15 protein-coding genes and 1 pseudogene are annotated in these 17,327 nt (G+C 59.7%); 6 read left to right on the top strand and 10 right to left on the bottom strand.

What is annotated here, in order from left to right; translation table 11 throughout:
* Window positions 1–33 precede the first annotated feature (33 nt).
* Window positions 34–666: a glutathione S-transferase family protein gene (locus CGZ77_RS08695; RefSeq protein ID WP_009425309.1), complete on the top strand. Its 633-nt coding sequence runs from the start codon at window positions 34–36 to the stop codon at window positions 664–666.
* Between the two features lie 423 nt (window positions 667–1,089).
* On the opposite strand, the gene CGZ77_RS08690 is transcribed toward CGZ77_RS08695, so the two are convergent.
* Complete coding sequence (locus tag CGZ77_RS08690) at window positions 1,090–3,624, bottom strand: TonB-dependent receptor (RefSeq protein WP_009425307.1); 2,535 nt, start codon at window positions 3,622–3,624, stop codon at window positions 1,090–1,092.
* A gap of 240 nt (window positions 3,625–3,864) precedes the next feature.
* On the bottom strand, window positions 3,865–4,272 hold the full coding sequence (gloA, locus tag CGZ77_RS08685; protein WP_009425306.1) for a lactoylglutathione lyase: 408 nt from the start codon (window positions 4,270–4,272) through the stop codon (window positions 3,865–3,867).
* Window positions 4,273–4,465: 193 nt separating this feature from the next.
* Here gloA and CGZ77_RS08680 point away from each other — a divergent pair, with 193 nt between their 5' ends.
* From CGZ77_RS08680 to pntB, 4 genes are all read left to right on the top strand, one after another.
* Window positions 4,466–6,007: a Re/Si-specific NAD(P)(+) transhydrogenase subunit alpha gene (locus tag CGZ77_RS08680; protein WP_036495535.1), complete on the top strand. Its 1,542-nt coding sequence runs from the start codon at window positions 4,466–4,468 to the stop codon at window positions 6,005–6,007.
* A 71-nt stretch (window positions 6,008–6,078) separates the two neighbouring features.
* Window positions 6,079–6,699, top strand: coding sequence for a hypothetical protein (locus tag CGZ77_RS08675; RefSeq protein WP_009425303.1), 621 nt, complete (start codon window positions 6,079–6,081; stop codon window positions 6,697–6,699).
* Window positions 6,700–6,772: 73 nt separating this feature from the next.
* The gene (locus CGZ77_RS08670; RefSeq protein ID WP_009425302.1) at window positions 6,773–7,156 is read left to right on the top strand and encodes a VOC family protein; all 384 of its coding nucleotides are present in this window, start codon (window positions 6,773–6,775) and stop codon (window positions 7,154–7,156) included.
* Window positions 7,157–7,227: 71 nt separating this feature from the next.
* Window positions 7,228–8,613, top strand: a complete 1,386-nt coding sequence (pntB, locus tag CGZ77_RS08665) for a Re/Si-specific NAD(P)(+) transhydrogenase subunit beta (protein WP_009425301.1) — start codon at window positions 7,228–7,230, stop codon at window positions 8,611–8,613.
* 577 nt (window positions 8,614–9,190) lie between these two features.
* On the opposite strand, the gene CGZ77_RS08660 is transcribed toward pntB, so the two are convergent.
* The 5 genes from CGZ77_RS08660 to CGZ77_RS12105 all read right to left on the bottom strand — a co-directional run bounded on the left by CGZ77_RS08660 (window position 9,191) and on the right by CGZ77_RS12105 (window position 13,682).
* A complete protein-coding gene (locus CGZ77_RS08660; RefSeq protein ID WP_009426158.1) occupies window positions 9,191–9,607 on the bottom strand; it encodes a hypothetical protein in 417 nt (138 codons plus the stop codon).
* Window positions 9,608–9,680: 73 nt separating this feature from the next.
* Window positions 9,681–10,577, bottom strand: coding sequence for an Hsp33 family molecular chaperone HslO (hslO, locus tag CGZ77_RS08655; RefSeq protein ID WP_009426159.1), 897 nt, complete (start codon window positions 10,575–10,577; stop codon window positions 9,681–9,683).
* 437 nt (window positions 10,578–11,014) lie between these two features.
* On the bottom strand, window positions 11,015–11,587 hold the full coding sequence (locus CGZ77_RS08645) for a 50S ribosomal protein L25/general stress protein Ctc (protein WP_036496134.1): 573 nt from the start codon (window positions 11,585–11,587) through the stop codon (window positions 11,015–11,017).
* A gap of 70 nt (window positions 11,588–11,657) precedes the next feature.
* Window positions 11,658–12,638, bottom strand: coding sequence for a ribose-phosphate pyrophosphokinase (locus CGZ77_RS08640; protein WP_094031220.1), 981 nt, complete (start codon window positions 12,636–12,638; stop codon window positions 11,658–11,660).
* Window positions 12,639–12,884: 246 nt separating this feature from the next.
* Window positions 12,885–13,682 (bottom strand): hypothetical protein, encoded by a 798-nt coding sequence (locus tag CGZ77_RS12105; RefSeq protein ID WP_369830578.1) that lies wholly within the window; start codon window positions 13,680–13,682, stop codon window positions 12,885–12,887.
* A gap of 79 nt (window positions 13,683–13,761) precedes the next feature.
* Between CGZ77_RS12105 and CGZ77_RS08630 the strand changes: the two are divergent.
* Window positions 13,762–14,028, top strand: a pseudogene (locus CGZ77_RS08630) (transposase); the annotation flags it as partial.
* A gap of 113 nt (window positions 14,029–14,141) precedes the next feature.
* Here the strand turns inward: CGZ77_RS08630 and CGZ77_RS08625 are convergent.
* From CGZ77_RS08625 to CGZ77_RS08615, 3 genes are all read right to left on the bottom strand, one after another.
* Complete coding sequence (locus tag CGZ77_RS08625; RefSeq protein ID WP_009425972.1) at window positions 14,142–14,837, bottom strand: thiol:disulfide interchange protein DsbA/DsbL; 696 nt, start codon at window positions 14,835–14,837, stop codon at window positions 14,142–14,144.
* Between the two features lie 28 nt (window positions 14,838–14,865).
* Complete coding sequence (locus CGZ77_RS08620) at window positions 14,866–15,624, bottom strand: SPOR domain-containing protein (protein ID WP_036495970.1); 759 nt, start codon at window positions 15,622–15,624, stop codon at window positions 14,866–14,868.
* 151 nt (window positions 15,625–15,775) lie between these two features.
* Window positions 15,776–17,269 (bottom strand): YifB family Mg chelatase-like AAA ATPase, encoded by a 1,494-nt coding sequence (locus tag CGZ77_RS08615; RefSeq protein ID WP_036495968.1) that lies wholly within the window; start codon window positions 17,267–17,269, stop codon window positions 15,776–15,778.
* Window positions 17,270–17,327 lie beyond the last annotated feature (58 nt).

The raw sequence follows: 17,327 nt of genomic DNA, 5'->3' as shown, positions 1-17,327 counted from the left end.
ACTCGCCCCGTTACCCACAACAAAGGAAACCCCATGAACAAGCTCACCCTCTACACCTACCCCCAATCGCGCGGCACCATCGTAGTTTGGATGCTCAAAGAATGCGGCGCAGCCTTTGACACCGTATTGCTGCCCTTCGGCGAAGCGATGAAATCCGCCGAATACCTCGCCGTCAATCCGATGGGCAAAGTGCCCGCGCTCAAAGCGGGCGATACGGTTATCACCGAAACCGCCGCCATCGTTACCTTTCTAGCCGAGCAGTTTCCCGAAAAGAACCTGATTCCCGCCGCAGGCACGCTGGCGCGCGGCGAATACTACCGCTGGCTCTGCTTCGCCCTGCAACTGGAATACGCCGCCTTCGACCGCCGTAACCAAATTCAAAGCAGCGAAGAGCGGCGCAACACCATCGGCTACGGCGACTTCGACACCGCCTTCGGCACGCTGCGCCGACATTTGGCCGCACGCGAGTTTATCGTCGGCAACCGTTTTTCCGCACTCGACATTTATTACGCCATGCTGCTGGCACAATTCACCCGCGTCATGCCCGTACCCGGCCTCGCCTGCGACGTGTTCGAGCAATACATCAACCGCCACACCGAGCGCGCCGCCTTCGGCGAAACCATGGCTTGGGTACAGGAAAAACTGGCGCAAATGAACAACCCGTAAAGCGCGTCATACCCAAAGGCCGTCTGAGAGCCCGTTTTAGGGTTTCAGACGGCCTTTTTCTCCTTTATCTGCACCCAAGCGCAGGGGAGGGAATGACGTTTCTGAAACCGAAAATCCCCCGTGCACCAAACTCCCTCCCCTGCGCCCAAGCGCGGGGAGGGTTGGGAGGGGGAGGTAGTTCGCAGAACTGCATATGCTGCCGTGCAAGCTGTAACGGTGCCAGACCCCCACCCCAGCGCGCCCCGAAGGGTACCGGTGGGGGGATTCTGTTGTGCCGATAAATTTCGGAAACGTCATTCCCGCGAAGGCGGGAACGGCCTTAAAGCCAAATTGAAAACACGGTCTTGGCAAAATCGAAAAGGCCGTCTGAAAGCGCCAAGCTGTTTTCAGACGGCCTTTGATATTGCTTGCGTTCAGACGGCCTCAAAACTTCACGTTCACACCAAACACAAAGTTGCGCCCCATCTGCGGCACATAGGGCAGGTAGGAGTTGTGGATGTAGATTTTTTGGTTCAGCAGGTTGTTGCCGTCGAGCGAGAGGGTGTAGTCGGCTTTGCCGATGCGGTTTTTGTAGCGGATGCCGGCGTTGACCAGGTGGTAGCCGCGCGTGGAGTCTTCGGGCACGGGTACGGCATACAGGCGGCCGGAGTGCGCTTTTTCTTCGTCGCTGATGTCTTCGTCGTCCATATCGACTTTGGGGTAGGTTTTGCTGAACATGCCCTGCGAGGTGCGGCGTTGGGCGAAGACGCGGGTGTATTCGAGGTTGGCCGTCCAATGTTTGTCAAAAGCGCTCTCGAGGCGGAAACCCAGCCTTGCGGGCGGCACGCGGGCGGCGTGGCGGTCGGGGCGCGGCAGGGTGTCGGTGCCCAGTACGCAGTAGGTCGGGTCGCCGTCTTCGTCGGTGCAGTCTTCGCGTTGGCTGTAGATTTTTTCGCCGGTGATGGCGGGCAGTTTTTTCAGACGGCCTCTGACGTAGTCGCCAAACAGGGTGAATTCGTGTTTGGGCGTGATGTGGAAGCCGATTTCGCCTTCGAGGCCGCTGAAGCGGGCGGCGGCCTGGTTGTAGCGGCGGATGAAGAGGTTGCCGCTGCGGTGCAGGTTTTCGTTGTGGATGTAGTTGGCAAAGCGGTTGTGGTAGGCGCTGATTTTGTAGTGCAGGCGCGTGCCGTGGTGGGCGATGCCGATTTCAAAGTTGTTGGAACGCTCGGTTTTGAGGTTTTTGTTGCCGTGCTCGAAGGAGTTGGTGGCCAGGTGTTTGCCGTGGTAGTACAGCTCCATCGGGGCGGGCAGGCGTTCGTTGTGCGAGGCGGTGAGCGAGAGGCGGTAGCCGGGGTGGAAATCCCACAATACGGTGCCGGAATAGGAAAGGGCTTTTTGCCGGTACGCGCTCAAGTCGGGGCGTTCGGCGCGGAAGGTTTTGCTTTCGCGGCGTTTGATAAACCGCTCGAGCGCGTCGGTGTCGTAGTGGACGGGAACGGTCTGCCGCTCCCAGCGCGCGCCTGCTTCGAGGGTGAGGTTGCCGAGTTTGAGCTGCTCGAGGGCAAACAGGCTGAATTGCCTGTTGGTGTTGGGCACAAGGGCGAAACGGTTTTTTTCGACGTCGCGGTCTTCCATCAGGCGGACGGCGCTGCTTTTTTGGGTTTGGTATTGTGCGCCGAACACGCCTTTCAGACGGCCTGCCACGGGCGCGTGGTAGGCTTCGAGGCGGGCGTTGAAGCCTTTGTTGTCGAACACGGTGTCGGGGCGGCCTTTGCGCTTGGCGGCGGTTTTGGCGCGGCGTTTCTGTTCGCTTTCGGGGTAGAAGGGGTCGGTGTAGAACTTGCCGTCGTTCAGTTCGTCGTGGTGGTATTCGGCGCGCGCCGCGCTGATTTTGAATTTGTCGAATCCGGCAAAGGGTTGGCGCCATTCGCCGCGCAGGTCGAGGCGTTTGGAAAACAGGGCGATTTGCGGCCCGGGGCTGCTGTGGTCGTGTTTGTGGCCGTAAACGTTGTCGTGGCTGTGCGGCTTGTTTTCGTCGTAGGGCGTGCCGCAGTGGAAATGCAGGCTTTCGTTGAGGTCGCTGTCGTCCATCAGGTGCGGATACATCAGCAGGTAGTAGCGGTTTTTCAGCGTTTTCTCGCTCTCGGGGTCGAAAATGTGCGCGCTGCACGGGTCGAACATATGGTTGTGGCCGACTACGCCGTAATCGTCTTTGCGGTAGCTGTAAGCCGCGCCGAGATAGCCTTTGCTGCCCACATACGACAGGCCGACCGTGCCGACGTGGGATTTGTTGTTGGAATCGGGCAGCCTGAAAACCGTTTCTTCCAGCTTCACGCCCGGCACTTTGTACAAATCGGATTTGCGGCTCAAACCTTCCAGCCGCAGTGCGAAATGTCTGCCCAAGCCCAGCGTAACACCCGCCGTGGCCGCACGTTCTTTGCTTGCCGAGTCGGCACGCACCAGCATTTCACCCTCGATGCCGTTTTCAGGCTGCTTTTCGGGAATGCGGCCGTCGGCCACGTTCACTACGCCGGCGGGCGAAGCCGAAGCGTACAGCAGCGTCGGCGTGCCGCGCACCAGCTCAACCTGCTTGGCCAGCAGCGTATCGGCGGCCACCGCGTGATCGGGCGAGATGGCCGACATATCGATAACGTCCGAACCGTTTTGCAGCATTTTCACCCGCACGCCTTCCTGACCGCGTATCACCGGCGCACTCGCGCCGCCGCCGAAAGGATTGCTGTGCACACCGCGCTCGCTTGCCAGAGCGTTGCCCAAAGTGGCCGAACGCGCGTGGAATTTTTCGCCGTCGATAACGACGTCGCTGGCCTTGCGGCCGCCGGTTAAAGGCAGGGTTTGCACGGGTTTGCGTTTGCCGCTGACGCGGACTTCGTCCAGCGTGCCGGTATCGTCGGCCGTTTCGGCGCGGGCGAGGGCGTGAAGTGAGAGAAGGGATAAGACGATGATTTTTTGATGGAACATGGCGTGTTTGCACTTTCTTAACCTTGTTATACCATAACAATTTTAAGTTAATTTTGGTTAAGCGGTCAATACAAAGGTTAAGCGGCGGCAAACATGTGCGGCGGCGGGGACAACAGGCCGTCTGAAAAACAGGCATCTCGGAGGGAAGAACCTTTGGCCGGTGCAGCGAAAAGGCCGTCTGAAAGCGAAACGCCGAAGCTGCGCTTTCAGACGGCCTCCTGCCGCACAGGCGGAATCAAATCAGTATTGCACCGAATCGCGGCCGCTGTTTTTCTGGATAAACTCGATTTTGTAGCCGTCGGGGTCTTCGGCGAAGGCGATTACCGTTGTGCCGTGCATCATCGGCCCGGCCTCGCGTGTGACCCTGCCGCCCTTGGCTTTGACCTTTTCGCAGGCGGCGTAGGCGTCGTCTACCTCTATGGCGATGTGGCCGTAGGCGTTGCCCAAATCGTAGGCAGACGTGTCCCAGTTGTGGGTCAGTTCGAGCACGGTGCTGTCGGCCTCTTCGCCGTAGCCGACAAAGGCCAGCGTGAAGCGGCCTTCGGGGTAGTCGTTTTTCCGCAGCAGCTTCATGCCGAGGACGTTTTGGTAGAAATCGAGCGATTTTTGCAAATCGCCGACGCGCAGCATGGTGTGGAGCAGGCGCATTTTCGTGTTCCTTTTTCGTTGTGGTTTTTCAGACGGCCGATTGTAAGGCAGCGCGGCTGCGGGTGGCAAACTGCGTGCAAAAGCGGCAAAACGGTTGCGGGGGGGAAGCGTTTCGGTTATAAGGTTAAACAACGTTAACGGCGATCCGCCGTACAGTTTTTTTGATTAAACCGCCAACCGTAAGGAGCGAATGATGAAAATCGGCATCCCGAAAGAAACCCTGGCAGGCGAAACCCGAACCGCCTGCACCCCCGATACCGTGGCCGGGCTGAAAAAGCTCGGCTTCGACGTGCTGGTGGAAACCGGCGCGGGCTTGGGCGCGAGTTTTGACGACGCGGCCTACGAAGCCGCAGGCGCGCAAACCGGCAGCGCCGCCGAAGTGTGGAAATGTCCGCTGATTTACAAAGTGAACGCTCCCAACGGCAAAGAGACAGGCCGTCTGAAAGAAGGGCAGACGCTCGTCAGCTTCATTTGGCCGGCGCAGAATCCCGAGCTGGTGCAGAAACTGGCCGACAAGAAAATCAACGTACTGGCGATGGACATGGTGCCGCGCATCTCCCGCGCCCAGTCGCTCGACGCCCTCTCGTCGATGGCCAATATTTCGGGCTACCGTGCCGTAATCGAAGCGGCCAACGCCTTCGGCCGCTTCTTCACCGGCCAGATTACCGCCGCCGGCAAAGTGCCGCCCGCGCAGGTTTTGGTTATCGGCGCGGGCGTGGCGGGTTTGGCGGCTATCGGCACGGCCAACTCGCTGGGCGCGGTGGTGCGCGCGTTTGACACCCGCCTCGAAGTGGCCGAACAAATCGAATCGATGGGCGGCAAGTTCCTGAAACTCGATTTCCCGCAGGAAAGCGGCGGCAGCGGCGACGGCTACGCCAAAGTGATGAGCGACGAATTTATCGCCGCCGAAATGAAGCTGTTTGCCGAGCAGGCCAAAGAGGTCGACATCATCATCACCACCGCCGCCATCCCCGGCAAACCCGCGCCCAAGCTGATAACCGCCGCAATGGTAGAAAGCATGAAACCCGGTTCGGTGATTGTCGACCTGGCCGCGGCCACCGGCGGCAACTGCGAGCTGACCCGCCCGGGCGAACTCTTCGTCACCGACAACGGCGTCAAAATCATCGGCTACACCGACATGGCCAACCGCCTGGCCGGACAGTCGTCCCAGCTTTATGCCACCAACCTCGTCAACCTCACCAAGCTGCTCAGCCCGAACAAAGACGGCGAAATCACGTTGGATTTTGAAGACGTCATTATCCGCAACATGACCGTTACCCGCGACGGCGAAATCACCTTCCCGCCGCCGCCGATTCAGGTGTCCGCCGCGCCGCAGCAGGCGCAGAGGCCGTCTGAAAGCCCCGCCGCCAAGCCCGAGCCCAAGCCCGTGCCCGCGTGGAAAAAACTCGCCCCCGCCGTGATTGCCGCCGTGCTGGTGCTGTGGGTGGGCGCGATTGCCCCCGCCGCCTTCCTCAACCATTTCATCGTCTTCATCCTCGCCTGCATCATCGGCTACTACGTCGTGTGGAACGTCAGCCACTCGCTGCACACCCCGCTGATGTCGGTCACCAACGCCATCAGCGGCATCATCGTCGTCGGCGCGCTGCTGCAAATCGGCCAGGGCAACGGCTTTGTCTCTTTCCTCGCCTTCTTTGCCGTGCTGATTGCCAGCGTCAACATCTTCGGCGGCTTCTTCGTCACCCGCCGCATGCTCAATATGTTCCGCAAAGGATAGGCCGTCTGAAAAAGGCCGTCTGAAAGAAAAAAGGCTTTCAGACGGCCTCTAAGGAAAACCGAAAGCAAAACATGAAATACATCCACACCACCGGCGAAACCCTGGAACACCTGCGCGCACAGGCCAAAAAACAGCAGTCCAAACAGGGCGGGCAGATGTCCGCACTGCTCGGCGCCGCCGCCAAAGCGGCCGGCTACCAAAACTGGTCGCATGCCCAAGCCTGCCATGCCGCAGGCGAACGTTACGGCCGCACCCCGCTGACCGAAGAGTGTTACACCCTTGAAGAGCACGTCCGGCGCGGCGAAGACTACGTTACCGCCACCGGTTTCGAAACCGCCGAGCCGTCGGCCTTTCTGCTGTTTTCCACCGACCGGGGCGACGGCTGGCTGTACGACGTGTTCACCCGCCAAGCCCTGTGCATCGTGCGGCACGAGCGCGAATGCCCGATTGTCCCCATCCGCTATGAAGAAAAGCGTTTCATCATCGGATGGGACGGCGAAATCGACCAGACCACCCCCATCCCCAGCCTGATGCCCGCCACCGAAGCCGCACAAGCCAAACTCGGCTCCGCCTATATTTTTCCCGAATACGTCGGCTTTATGCTCGACGACTTGGGCAGACAGGCCGAGCGCCAGGCACGGGCGTTCCACGAACAGGCGGCAGCGGAAAGCAGCGCCGTTCAGGCCGTCTGAAACCCGAAACCCGTTTTCAGACGGCCTCCGCTCCGTCAAGGCCGTCTGAAAACCCCACCGCGAAAGGAAACCCATGAACACCCCGCAAAACCCCGTCGCCTGGTTCGGTATCCGCGCCGCCGACCTCGACCGCGCCAAACGCTTTTACGAAACCGTCTTCGCCTTCACCCTGCAACAGGCGGGCGCAGCCGAGGGCGCCAACCGCTTCTTCATTTTCCCCGCCAACTGGCAGAGCCACGGCACCAGCGGCATGCTCTGGCACGACCCCGCCGACACCGCAACAGGCCACGGCGGCACCACCGTTTTCTTCGAGTGCGCCGACTGCGAAGCCACCGCGCAGGCCGCCGTTGCCGCCGGCGGCAAACTGCTGCAGGGCAAATACCCCATCGCCAACGGATACGCCGCCTTTATCGAAGACAGCGAAGGCAACCGCATCGGCCTGCACTCGCGCGCATAAACCCGTTTTCAGACGGCCTCCCGCCCTCTTGCCCCCGTTTTTTACCATCCGCCCCATTAAGGAGAACCACCATGTCCCAAGGAATCGTTACAGCGGCCTACATCGTTGCCGCCGTGCTGTTCGTCTTTTCCCTGGCGGGACTGTCCAAACAGGAAACCGCCAAACAGGGCTGCTACGCCGGTATCGCCGGCATGGCTGCCGCCCTGATTGCCACCGTCTTCGCCGAAGACACGCACGGCTTCGGCTGGATCATTATCGCCATGCTGATCGGTGCCGCCGTCGGCATCTATAAGGCGAAAAAAGTCGAAATGACCGAAATGCCCGAACTGATCGCCCTCCTGCACAGCTTCGTCGGCCTTGCCGCCGTGCTGGTCGGCTTCAACAGCTACATCGAACCGGGCAGCGTCTCCGCCGATATGGAAACCATCCATCTGGTCGAAGTCTTCCTCGGCATCTTTATCGGCGCGGTCACCTTCACCGGCTCGCTGGTGGCCTTCGGCAAACTCAACGGCAAAATCAGCAGCGCGCCGCTGAAACTGCCGCACAAACACAAGCTCAACCTCGCCGCGCTGATTGTCTCCTTTATCCTGCTGCTGGTGTTCGTGTCCAACGGCGGCGGTGCCTTCGCCCTGATACTCATGACCCTGATCGCCTTCGCCTTCGGCTGGCATCTGGTCGCCTCCATCGGCGGTGCCGACATGCCCGTGGTCGTGTCCATGCTCAACTCGTATTCGGGCTGGGCGGCGGCGGCGGCTGGTTTCATGCTCTCCAACGACCTGTTGATTGTTACCGGCGCACTGGTCGGCAGCAGCGGCGCGATTCTGTCCTACATCATGTGCAAAGCGATGAACCGCTCCTTTATCTCCGTCATCGCCGGCGGCTTCGGCACAGACGGCGGCGCGGCGGCAGATGGCGGCGGCGAAGTCGGCGAATACCGCGAAGCCTCACCCGCGCAAGTGGCCGAAATGCTCAAAGAAGCCAAAAGCGTCATCATCACCCCGGGCTACGGCATGGCCGTGGCGCAGGCGCAGTATCCCGTTGCCGAAATCACCGAGCTCCTGCGCAAAAACGGCACGGAAGTACGCTTCGGCATCCACCCCGTCGCCGGACGCCTGCCCGGCCACATGAACGTGCTCCTGGCCGAAGCCAAAGTACCCTACGACATCGTGCTGGAAATGGACGAAATCAACGACGACTTCCCCGAAACCGACGTGGTGCTGGTCATCGGCGCGAACGACACCGTCAACCCCGCCGCGCAAACCGACCCCAACTCGCCCATCGCCGGCATGCCCGTGCTGGAAGTGTGGAAGGCGAAAGAAGTCGTCGTCTTCAAACGCTCGATGAACACCGGCTACGCAGGCGTGCAAAACCCGCTGTTCTTCAACGAAAACAGCGTTATGTGCTTCGGCGACGCGAAAAAAACCGTCGACGAAATTCTGGCCGATCTGAAAAAATAAGGCCGTCCCTGCCTATACCCCTTCGGGGCATAAATGCGGGAATGGCGTTTCTGCAAACGCGTTTCCCGTGCAGCCGCCAATGGCAAAAGGCCGTCTGAACACCGTTTCAGACGGCCTTTTTATTTTCGACAGCGGGGAATGTGCCGCCCCGCGATGCACGGTTTCCAACGTTCCGACAGAATCGGTAAGGTTTGCAGCTAAGCGGTTTTGCAAACCGCCACCCCCACCCCAACCCTCCCCCGCGCTTTGGTGCAGGGAAGGAGTGAAATGCCGATGCAGCCGAGAGGCCGTCTGAAAGTGGCCGTCTGAAAGTGGCCGTCTGAAAGTGGCCGTCTGAAAGTGGCCGTCTGAAAGTGGCCGTCTGAAAGTGGCCGTCTGAAAGTGGCCGTCTGAAAGTGGCCGTCTGAAAGTGGCCGTCTGAAATTAGACGTCTCAATTTGGCCGTCTGAATTTGGCCGTCTGAATTTGGCCGTCTGAATTTGGCCGTCTGAATTTGGCCGTCTGAATTTGGCCGTCTGAATTTGGCCGTCTGAAAAACCTGCTTCGCAGGTTTTTCAGACGGCCTTTTGCCTTTGCATCAACCGTCGATTGCGCCGTGTTCGCGCGCCGTTTGGCAGGCTTCGGCAAGCAGGTGTTGCAGGAGGGTCGGCAGTGCGGCGCAGCGGTCGGCGTATTCGGTCTGTCCGTAAACGTCGAAGAAACAGCCGCTGCCGTGTATCAGGTTTTGCAGGATGATAAGGTGGCACAGGGTGAAGGCGGCGGGGTGTTCGGCAGAATAGGACGTCAGCTCGATCACTTCGGCGGGATGCCAGTGCTGGCCGTCGGCGAGGTAGCCGTTTTGGTTGTCGAGGACTTGTTTGAGGGCGGTGAAATGCTGTTCGGCATCCATGCCGTAGTCGGCGCGGCTGATGTGGCGCAGGGTGGCGTCGTCGGCCAGGGTGTGTAGGGGAAAGAGCGGCGGCGAGAAGGCGGCGGGGCGGTGTTTTTTCGCCATGAAGGAATCCTGTTTCGGATAAGAATGAGGCCGTCTGAACGCGGTTTTTCCGCTTTCAGACGGCCTTTGCGGTTTATTGCAGGCGGTGCTGTTCTCCGGTAACGGCTTTGACGATGTCGGCGCCGAACAGGGCGTTGACGTCGGTTTCGTCGAAAACGTATTTTTCGTTGCAGAAGTCGCAGTCGATTTCGATGCTGCCCTGCTCGGCCACTACCGAGCCGACTTCTTCGCCGCCGAGCATCAGCAGCATGTCGCTGACTTTGCCGCGCGAACAGGTGCAGGCGAATTCGAGGGTATCGGGCTCGAAGACGCGAGGCGGGGTTTCATGGAACAGGCGGTAGAGGAGGTGTTGCGCATCCAATTCGAGCAGTTCGCGCGGCTGTACGGTGTCGGCAAGCGCGGTGACGTGCGCCCATGCTTCTTGGTCGAGTTCTTCTTCGGGCAGGCGTTGCAGGAGCAGACCGGCGGTGGTGTGGTTATCGGCCGCGAGGGTAATGTGGGTTTCGAGCTGTTCGGATCGCAGCATGTAGCCGGTGAGCATTTCGGCGATGCTGCCGCCTTCGAGGGGAACAACGCCCTGCCAGGGTTCGCCTTCCTGCGGTTGCAGGGTGATGACGAATACGCCGTTTTCGCCGAGCAGCTCGCGCAGGTTTTCGTTATCGCCGATGGCGGCGGTTTCGTCCCAGCGGGCGGTGGCGCGGCAGGTTTGTTCGGAGGTGGCTTCGACTACCAGCATTTTCAGACGGCCTTGTCCCTGCACTTGGACGGTGAGCGTGCCTTCGATTTTCAGGTTGCTCGACAGGAGGGCGCCTGCGGCAAGGAGTTCGCCGAGGGCGCGGCGCACGGCGGCGGGATAGTGTTTTCGGCCGACGATGTGCTGCCAGACGTTTTCCAGCCGCACATGCAGGCCGCGCACGGGCATATCGTCGAAAATAAAGCGGGTTCTCAAATCTTGGGATGGTGTTTTCATGTTTGTCTTTCTTCGGATGGTGAGGCGGCGGTTTCAGACAGCCTGATGCGGCCGGCACACGGACAGGCTGCTGTCCGCAAAAACGGGGATTCCGACATCGGGCAAAGCCTTGCCGCCGCGAACCCGCGCCATATGGCTGTGGGGCGGAGAAAAATCAAGGGGCGGGCGGAGATTGTTTTCGTCGGGGAAATGGGCGGAGGCCGATCGGGTTCTAGAGTGTGTTGACATTCAGTTTGCGAAGCGGTTTTTTGAGGAAAAATTCGCGCCTGCAAGGAAAAAAGCGCAGTAAGATTGGACATCTTGCGAGCATTTTTGACGCGGCAGGCGTGGATTTTTACCAAAAATACCGCCGCAAGACTGATTGTCAACACACCCTAGGGCATGAAAAATCCCGCCTGCGGCGGGCGCGGGCGGGACGGGCGTATCCGATGGCGGAATCAGCCTTTTTTACCGGTAACGGTGGCAACGGCCAGATTGGAGTCGCGTTTCAGGGCAACGCTGGTGACGCCTTCGGGATATTTGATGTCGGACAGGTGCAGGATGTCGCCGGCAACCACTTCGCCGCAGTCCAGTTCCAAATAGGAAGGAATGTTTTTCGGATCGACGATAACTTCCACGCTGCTGGCCAGCAGGGAAACGCGGCCGCTTTGCAGTTTGACGGCTTTGGATTTTTCCGCGTTGATAACGGTGATCGGCAGGCGCATTTTCAGCGGTTTGTTGACATCGACCGCTTGGAAATCGATGTGCAGCACTTGGCGTCGGAAGGGATGGATTTGGAAATCGCGCACGATAACGTCTTGGGTTTTGCCGTCTACGGCCAGCTTGATCAGGCTGGTATGGAAGGATTCTTTTTCCAGCGCGTAGAACATGGTTTTGTGGTCTACGGCGATGGCAACGGCTTCCTGGTTGTCGCCGTAGAGCACGGCGGGAACTTGGCCTTCGCGACGCAGGCGGCGGCTCGCACCTGTGCCATGTGCTTCGCGAACGGTAGCTTGTACTTCGTATGACATGATAAAAGTCCTTTTTGGATTAAAGAAATAAAGCCGTCTTCCACCGCGACCAGTTTCAGACGGCATGGGTTTACGGCAGCAGCATGCCGCCGTTGGTCAGCACATCTTCGTTGAAAAGATATGAGACGGATTCTTCGTTGCTGATGCGGCGCACAGTTTCGGCCAAGAGTCCGGCAATCGAAACCTGGCGGACGCGGCCACAGCGCAGTGCGGCATCAGACAGGGGAATAGTGTCGGTCACGACAATTTGGTCGATGTCGGACGAAGCGATGCGCTCGGCCGCCTCGCCGGAAAAAACCGGATGGGTGGCATAGGCCAGCACGCGCGACGCGCCGCGCTCTTTCAGGGCGGAAGCGGCTTTGCACAAGGTGTTGGCGGTGTCGATCATGTCGTCGACAATCAGGCAGGTGCGGTCTTGGATTTCGCCGATGATGTTCATCACTTCGGCCACATTGGCCTTCGGACGGCGTTTATCGATGATGGCCAAATCGGCATTCAGGGCTTTGGCCATGGCACGGGCGCGTACCACACCGCCGACATCGGGGCTGACAACGGTCAGGTTTTCGATGTTTTGGCGCTGCACGTCGTTCAAGAGTATCGGGGTGGCGTAAATATTGTCTACGGGAATATCGAAAAAGCCCTGAATCTGGTCGGCATGAAGATCGACGGTCAGAATGCGGTCGATGCCTGCGCTGTGCAGCATATTGGCCACCAGCTTGGCGGAAATCGGCACGCGCGCGGAGCGGGGGCGGCGATCTTGGCGGGCATAGCCGAAATAGGGAATGGCGGCGGTAATCCTGCCGGCGGACGCGCGTTTGAGGGCGTCGGCCATGGTGAGGATTTCCATCAGGTTGTCGTTGGTCGGTGCACAGGTCGGCTGGAGTATAAACACATCGCGGCCGCGCACGTTTTCCAAAAGTTCGACGGCCACTTCGCCGTCTGAAAATTTGCTTACCGATGCGTTACCGATGGAAATATCGAGATGTTTTACCACGTCGGCAGCCAATTTCGGATTGGCGTTGCCGGTAAAGACCATCAAACTGTCAGCCATATCTTCCTCGCTTGGAATGGGGTGGGTCATGTGCAATTTAGGAAACATCGCGGGCTTCCTTTATGTTTGGTTGCGGGCGCGGCGGCATTATACGCACCAAAAACAACGCAGCCAAACAAAAAATTACACAAAATATCTTTACCGACAACCTGCAAAAACAAAAGCGTGGGACGAATCACACGCTTTTGTATCTGGCTGGGGATGTAGGACTCGAACCTACGCATGCCGGATTCAGAATCCGGTGCCTTAACCAACGTACTGCATCGGGGTGTCGAAGCTGACTTTGGTTACGCCGTCTTTGCTTTCGACTTTGGCGACTGTGCCTTGGCCGTTGGCGAAGTTGACGGTGTCGCCGTGGGTTACGAAGTCTTTCGCTACGCCGTTGCCTTGGACGGTGAAGCCTGCGTTGAGTACGTCGTTGACGGTGGCGGCGTTGCTACCTTTGCCGTCTTTGGTCAGGTCGGAACGGGCACCGTCTGTCGGTGTGCTGACCGCTTTGCCGTTGGCTGCGTCTTTGAGGTTGTCTTTGACGTTGGCGAGGGTCATCGGGGCGGTGGTGCTGCCGGCGGCGTTGTTCATGGAGGCGATGACGTCGGCGGGTTTGATTTCGTTGCCGCCGGTTTGCGCGTCGTAGAATTTGTTGCCGCGTTTGTAGGCTTTGCTGCCGTCGGTTTTGGTGTAGACGACGGGCTGGGCAATGCTGTCGGCAATGCTGGCGCTGTCTACGCCTACGGTTACGGTGTGTTTGCCGTTTTCGGTTTTGGCCGTTACTTTGGCCGCACCGGTGCCGACAAATTCGACTTCGCCTGCGTTTTTAACCTGGCCGCTGAATGCCTGGCTTTCGTTGCCGGTGGTTTTGTCGGAGCTGACTACCCAGCCCATGTTGGCCAGATCGCCTGCGGTGGCCGCGCTGGCTTTCTGGTCGGCACTCAGGTTGGAGAGGTCGAGCAGTCCGGCTGTTTTGGGCGCGGTCGCAGGGTAGAGGTTCAGTGCGGAACCTACGCCGGTAACGGTGTTGCCGCCGTTGTTGAGCAGCTGGAACAATATTCAGAAATGCCAAAGGTTTACTTGGATGAAACGGGTTTTGATACTTTCTATTACCGCCCGTATGCCTATGCCTTGATTTGAAGCGTGGTTTGGGCAGTTTCTGTTGAAGGAACTTAAAGAGCCTTCGGTCATTATTATGGATAACGCCCGTTTTCACAGGATGGCGGTACTGCGTGAAATGGCACAGAGGGAGGGACACATCATTCTGCCGCTGCCGCCATATTCGCCTGAGTTGAACCCGATAGAAAAGGTGTGGGCGAATATCAAACGGCATCTGGGGGAAGTGATGTCCGGCTGTTTGTCTTTTGAGCAGGCTTTGTTGGATATTTTTTATTTTGTTTGACTATATAAAACTGCCGCCCCGTCTGAAAGCGCTGTTTTTTCACACTATGCAAAAAGGCCGTCTGAAAACCGCAAACGGGTTTTCAGACGGCCTTTTTGCCGCAGGCGTCGGCTTTATTTGTTGGCCGCTTTGGCCAGTGCCGCGCCTTTGCTGCGGACGGCGGCCTGCGGGGCGGGGGCTTTCATGCCGCGTTCTTTGCGTACTTTGTCGATGATTTCTTCCACTTTTTTCATCGAGGCGTCCCAGTCGCCGCCGGTAAAGATAACTTGGTATTTGCCGCCGACGATGAAGGTGGGTGTGCCGTCGATGCCCATTTGTTCGGTCAGCTCGGCCATTTGTTTGGCTTGCGCCTGGTTGCCGAAGGAGTCGTAGGCGGCGGTGAGTTTCGCGCCGTCGAAGGAGGTTTGCGCGGCTGCCCATTGTTTGAAGGCGGCGGGGTCGGACAGGTTGAGGCGCTGTTCGTAAATGGCTTTGAACACGGGCAGGTTGGCCTGGTATTTCATGCCGCTGCTGTTGACGGCGGCGGCGATGCGCGCCATGCCTTCCATTTCGGGCTGCCAGACGACGTGGATGGGGCGGATGTAGGTGTCGCTGCTCCATTTTTTGCTGTGTTTCTGCAAAACGGGTTCGAGGTGGAAGCAGTGGACGCAGAAGTAGCCGAAAAATTCCGCCACTTCGATTTTGTCTTGCTGCTGCTGCGGCAGGGGTTTTTTCAGGACGGTGTAGTCGGTGCCTTCTTTCACTTCGGCGTGGGCGGCGGCAAGGTCGAGGGCGAGGGCGGCGGCCAGGAGGGTTCGTTGCAGTTTCATGGTGTTTGTTTCCTTGTGTGTCGGTGGGTTAGCGGGCGGGACGGGCGAAGCTGTCTATGCCTTTCTGTTGCAGGGTTTGGCGGGTGTTGGCGGCGGCATCGGCGGTCAGCGGGGCGGTTTGCACGCGGTACATGGTTTTGCCCTGTACTGTGGCTTCGGCGACGTGGGCGTCTACGCCGGCCATGGCAAGTTTGGCACGCTGCACTTCGGCTTTGTCGCGGCTGCCGTAGGAGCCGGCCTGGACGATGATGCGGCCTTTGCCGCTGCCGCCGCTTTGCGCTTCGCTTTTGCCGGCATGGCCGTTGAGGGCGTCTTGGGCTTTTTTGCGCTCGGCTTCGCGGTCGGTTTTGGCCTGGTTTTTGCCTGCTTTGCCGTTGAGGATTTGCTCGGGCGTGGGCTTGGCCTGCGGTTTGTCGGTTTTTTTGCGTTCGGGTTTGGGTTTGTCGGTTTTGTGCGGCGGCAGGGCGTCGGGGATGCCGATGATGTCGGAGGGTTCGGTGTCGTCCTGCGCTTTGGGCTCGGAAGCGGGGATTTCTTTGGGCTCGCTCGCGCTGATGCTCTGCGGCTCGGAGGCGGGAAGCGGCTGGGGCGGCGGCACAGGTTCGGCCGGTTTTTTTGGTGTGAGGATTTCGGGCGGCGGCAGTTCTTTTTCTACCACGGGGTCTTTGAAATCGCGTTTGCGGCCGGTTTCGAGTACGTAAACCACGCCGCCGATAATCAGGGTGGCCAAAAGCAGGCCGATAATGAAGCCGGTAAGGCCTTTACCGTAGGGTTTCTCTGTTTTCATAAAGTGCAAACTACCTTTTTTGTTTCGATGTGTAGAGGCCGTCTGAAAGGGGATGCGGCAAACGGCGGCGTATTCTAGCAAATATTCAGACGGCCTGTTGCGCTTGTTTTAACTTCGTTGAAGCTGCGCTTTCAGACGGCCTCTACGGTTTTTACATGGAGCGGCGGAAGCCTACGGCGCGCAGGATGTGGCCGCGCGCCACTTCGGTGTCGCCCGCGAGGTCGGCGATGGTGCGGGCGGTGCGCATGATGCGGTGGAAGCTGCGGGCGGAGAGGGAGAGTTTTTCCAGTATGCCGCCGAGGGTTTCCCTGGCTTCGGCGGATATGCCGGCGGCGGTGTCCAGCTCGGTGGGGGAGAGGGCGCGGTTGAGCTTGCCCTGCCGCGCGTTTTGGCGTTCGCGGGCGGCGAGGACGCGTTCTAAAACCGCCGCGCTGGGTTCGCCCGCTTTGGCGCTGACGAGTTCGTCGGCGGGGAGGGCGGGAACTTCGATGACGAGGTCGATGCGGTCGATGAGCGGGCCGGAGATTTTGCTGCGGTAGCGCAGGATGGCGTCGGGCGTGCAGCGGCAGGGTTTGACGGGGTGGCCGTGGTAGCCGCAGGGGCAGGGGTTCATGGCGGCGATAAGTTGGAAGTCGGCGGGGAACACGGCCTGGCGGGCGGCGCGGGAGATGTGGATTTCGCCGCTTTCGAGGGGCTCGCGCAGGGCTTCGAGCACTTTGCGGTCGAACTCGGGCAGTTCGTCGAGAAACAGCACGCCTTTGTGTGCCAGCGAGATTTCGCCGGGGCGGGGATCGGAGCCGCCGCCGACAAGGGCGACGGCGCTGGCGGAGTGGTGCGGGCTTTTGTAGGGGCGGCTGCGGCTGTGTTTTTGCGCGTGGTGCGGCAGCAGCGATTGCAGCGTCCACACTTCTATCAGTTCGTCGTCGGTGAGCGGCGGCAGGATGGAGGGCAGGCGTTGGGCGAGCATGGATTTGCCGGTGCCGGGCGGGCCCATCATCAGCAGGCTGTGGCCGCCTGCGGCGGCGATTTCGAGGGCAAGGCGGGCGGTGTGCTGGCCTTTGACGTCGCGCAAGTCGGGCAGGACGGCATTTTCAGACGGCCTTACTTCTGCGGCTTCGGCGCGGGGCAGGGTTTCGATGCCGTTGAGGTGGGCGGCAACGGCGGCGAGGCTGTCCGCGCCGTAGGCTTCCACGCCCTGCATCACGGCGGCCTGCGCGGCGTTTTCAGACGGCATGATGAAGGCGCGTTTTGCCTGTTTGGCCTGCCAGGCCATGGCCGGTGCGCCGCGTATCGGCCGCAGCAGGCCGGAGAGGGCGAGTTCGCCGGCAAATTCGCAATGCGGCAGTTTTTCGGGGGAAATCTGGCCGGAGGCGGCGAGAATGCCGACGGCGATCGGCAGGTCGAAGCGGCCGGATTCTTTGGGCAGGTCGGCGGGGGCGAGGTTGACGGTGATTTTTTTGGCGGGAAACTCGAAGCCGCTTTGGATAAGGGCGGCGCGCACGCGGTCGCGGCTTTCCTTCACTTCGGTGTCGGGCAGGCCGACGATGTTGAACTGCGGCAGGCCGTTGGCCAGATGGGTTTCCACTTCCACGGGCGGGGCGTTCATGCCTTCGAGGGCGCGGCTGTGGACGACGGCGAATGTCATGCGCTTTCCTTTTTAATGTCGGCAGGAGGCCGTCTGAATGCTTTCAGACGGCCTGCGT

The organism is Neisseria sp. KEM232 (genome assembly GCF_002237445.1).
Classification (GTDB): Bacteria; Pseudomonadota; Gammaproteobacteria; order Burkholderiales; family Neisseriaceae; genus Neisseria.
The sequence above is the reverse complement of the archived record's forward strand: the minus strand, read 5'-3'. Positions and strand labels throughout refer to the sequence as shown.

Excerpts from the sequence above, each read along its gene's own strand:
- CGZ77_RS08695 (WP_009425309.1), top strand. The coding sequence starts at position 34 with ATGAACAAGCTCACCCTCTACACCTACCCCCAATCGCGCGGCACCATC.
- CGZ77_RS08690 (WP_009425307.1), bottom strand. The coding sequence starts at position 3,624 with ATGTTCCATCAAAAAATCATCGTCTTATCCCTTCTCTCACTTCACGCC.
- gloA (WP_009425306.1), bottom strand. The coding sequence starts at position 4,272 with ATGCGCCTGCTCCACACCATGCTGCGCGTCGGCGATTTGCAAAAATCG.
- CGZ77_RS08680 (WP_036495535.1), top strand. The coding sequence starts at position 4,466 with ATGAAAATCGGCATCCCGAAAGAAACCCTGGCAGGCGAAACCCGAACC.
- CGZ77_RS08675 (WP_009425303.1), top strand. The coding sequence starts at position 6,079 with ATGAAATACATCCACACCACCGGCGAAACCCTGGAACACCTGCGCGCA.
- CGZ77_RS08670 (WP_009425302.1), top strand. The coding sequence starts at position 6,773 with ATGAACACCCCGCAAAACCCCGTCGCCTGGTTCGGTATCCGCGCCGCC.
- pntB (WP_009425301.1), top strand. The coding sequence starts at position 7,228 with ATGTCCCAAGGAATCGTTACAGCGGCCTACATCGTTGCCGCCGTGCTG.
- CGZ77_RS08660 (WP_009426158.1), bottom strand. The coding sequence starts at position 9,607 with ATGGCGAAAAAACACCGCCCCGCCGCCTTCTCGCCGCCGCTCTTTCCC.
- hslO (WP_009426159.1), bottom strand. The coding sequence starts at position 10,577 with ATGAAAACACCATCCCAAGATTTGAGAACCCGCTTTATTTTCGACGAT.
- CGZ77_RS08645 (WP_036496134.1), bottom strand. The coding sequence starts at position 11,587 with ATGTCATACGAAGTACAAGCTACCGTTCGCGAAGCACATGGCACAGGT.
- CGZ77_RS08640 (WP_094031220.1), bottom strand. The coding sequence starts at position 12,638 with ATGGCTGACAGTTTGATGGTCTTTACCGGCAACGCCAATCCGAAATTG.
- CGZ77_RS08625 (WP_009425972.1), bottom strand. The coding sequence starts at position 14,837 with ATGAAACTGCAACGAACCCTCCTGGCCGCCGCCCTCGCCCTCGACCTT.
- CGZ77_RS08620 (WP_036495970.1), bottom strand. The coding sequence starts at position 15,624 with ATGAAAACAGAGAAACCCTACGGTAAAGGCCTTACCGGCTTCATTATC.
- CGZ77_RS08615 (WP_036495968.1), bottom strand. The coding sequence starts at position 17,269 with ATGACATTCGCCGTCGTCCACAGCCGCGCCCTCGAAGGCATGAACGCC.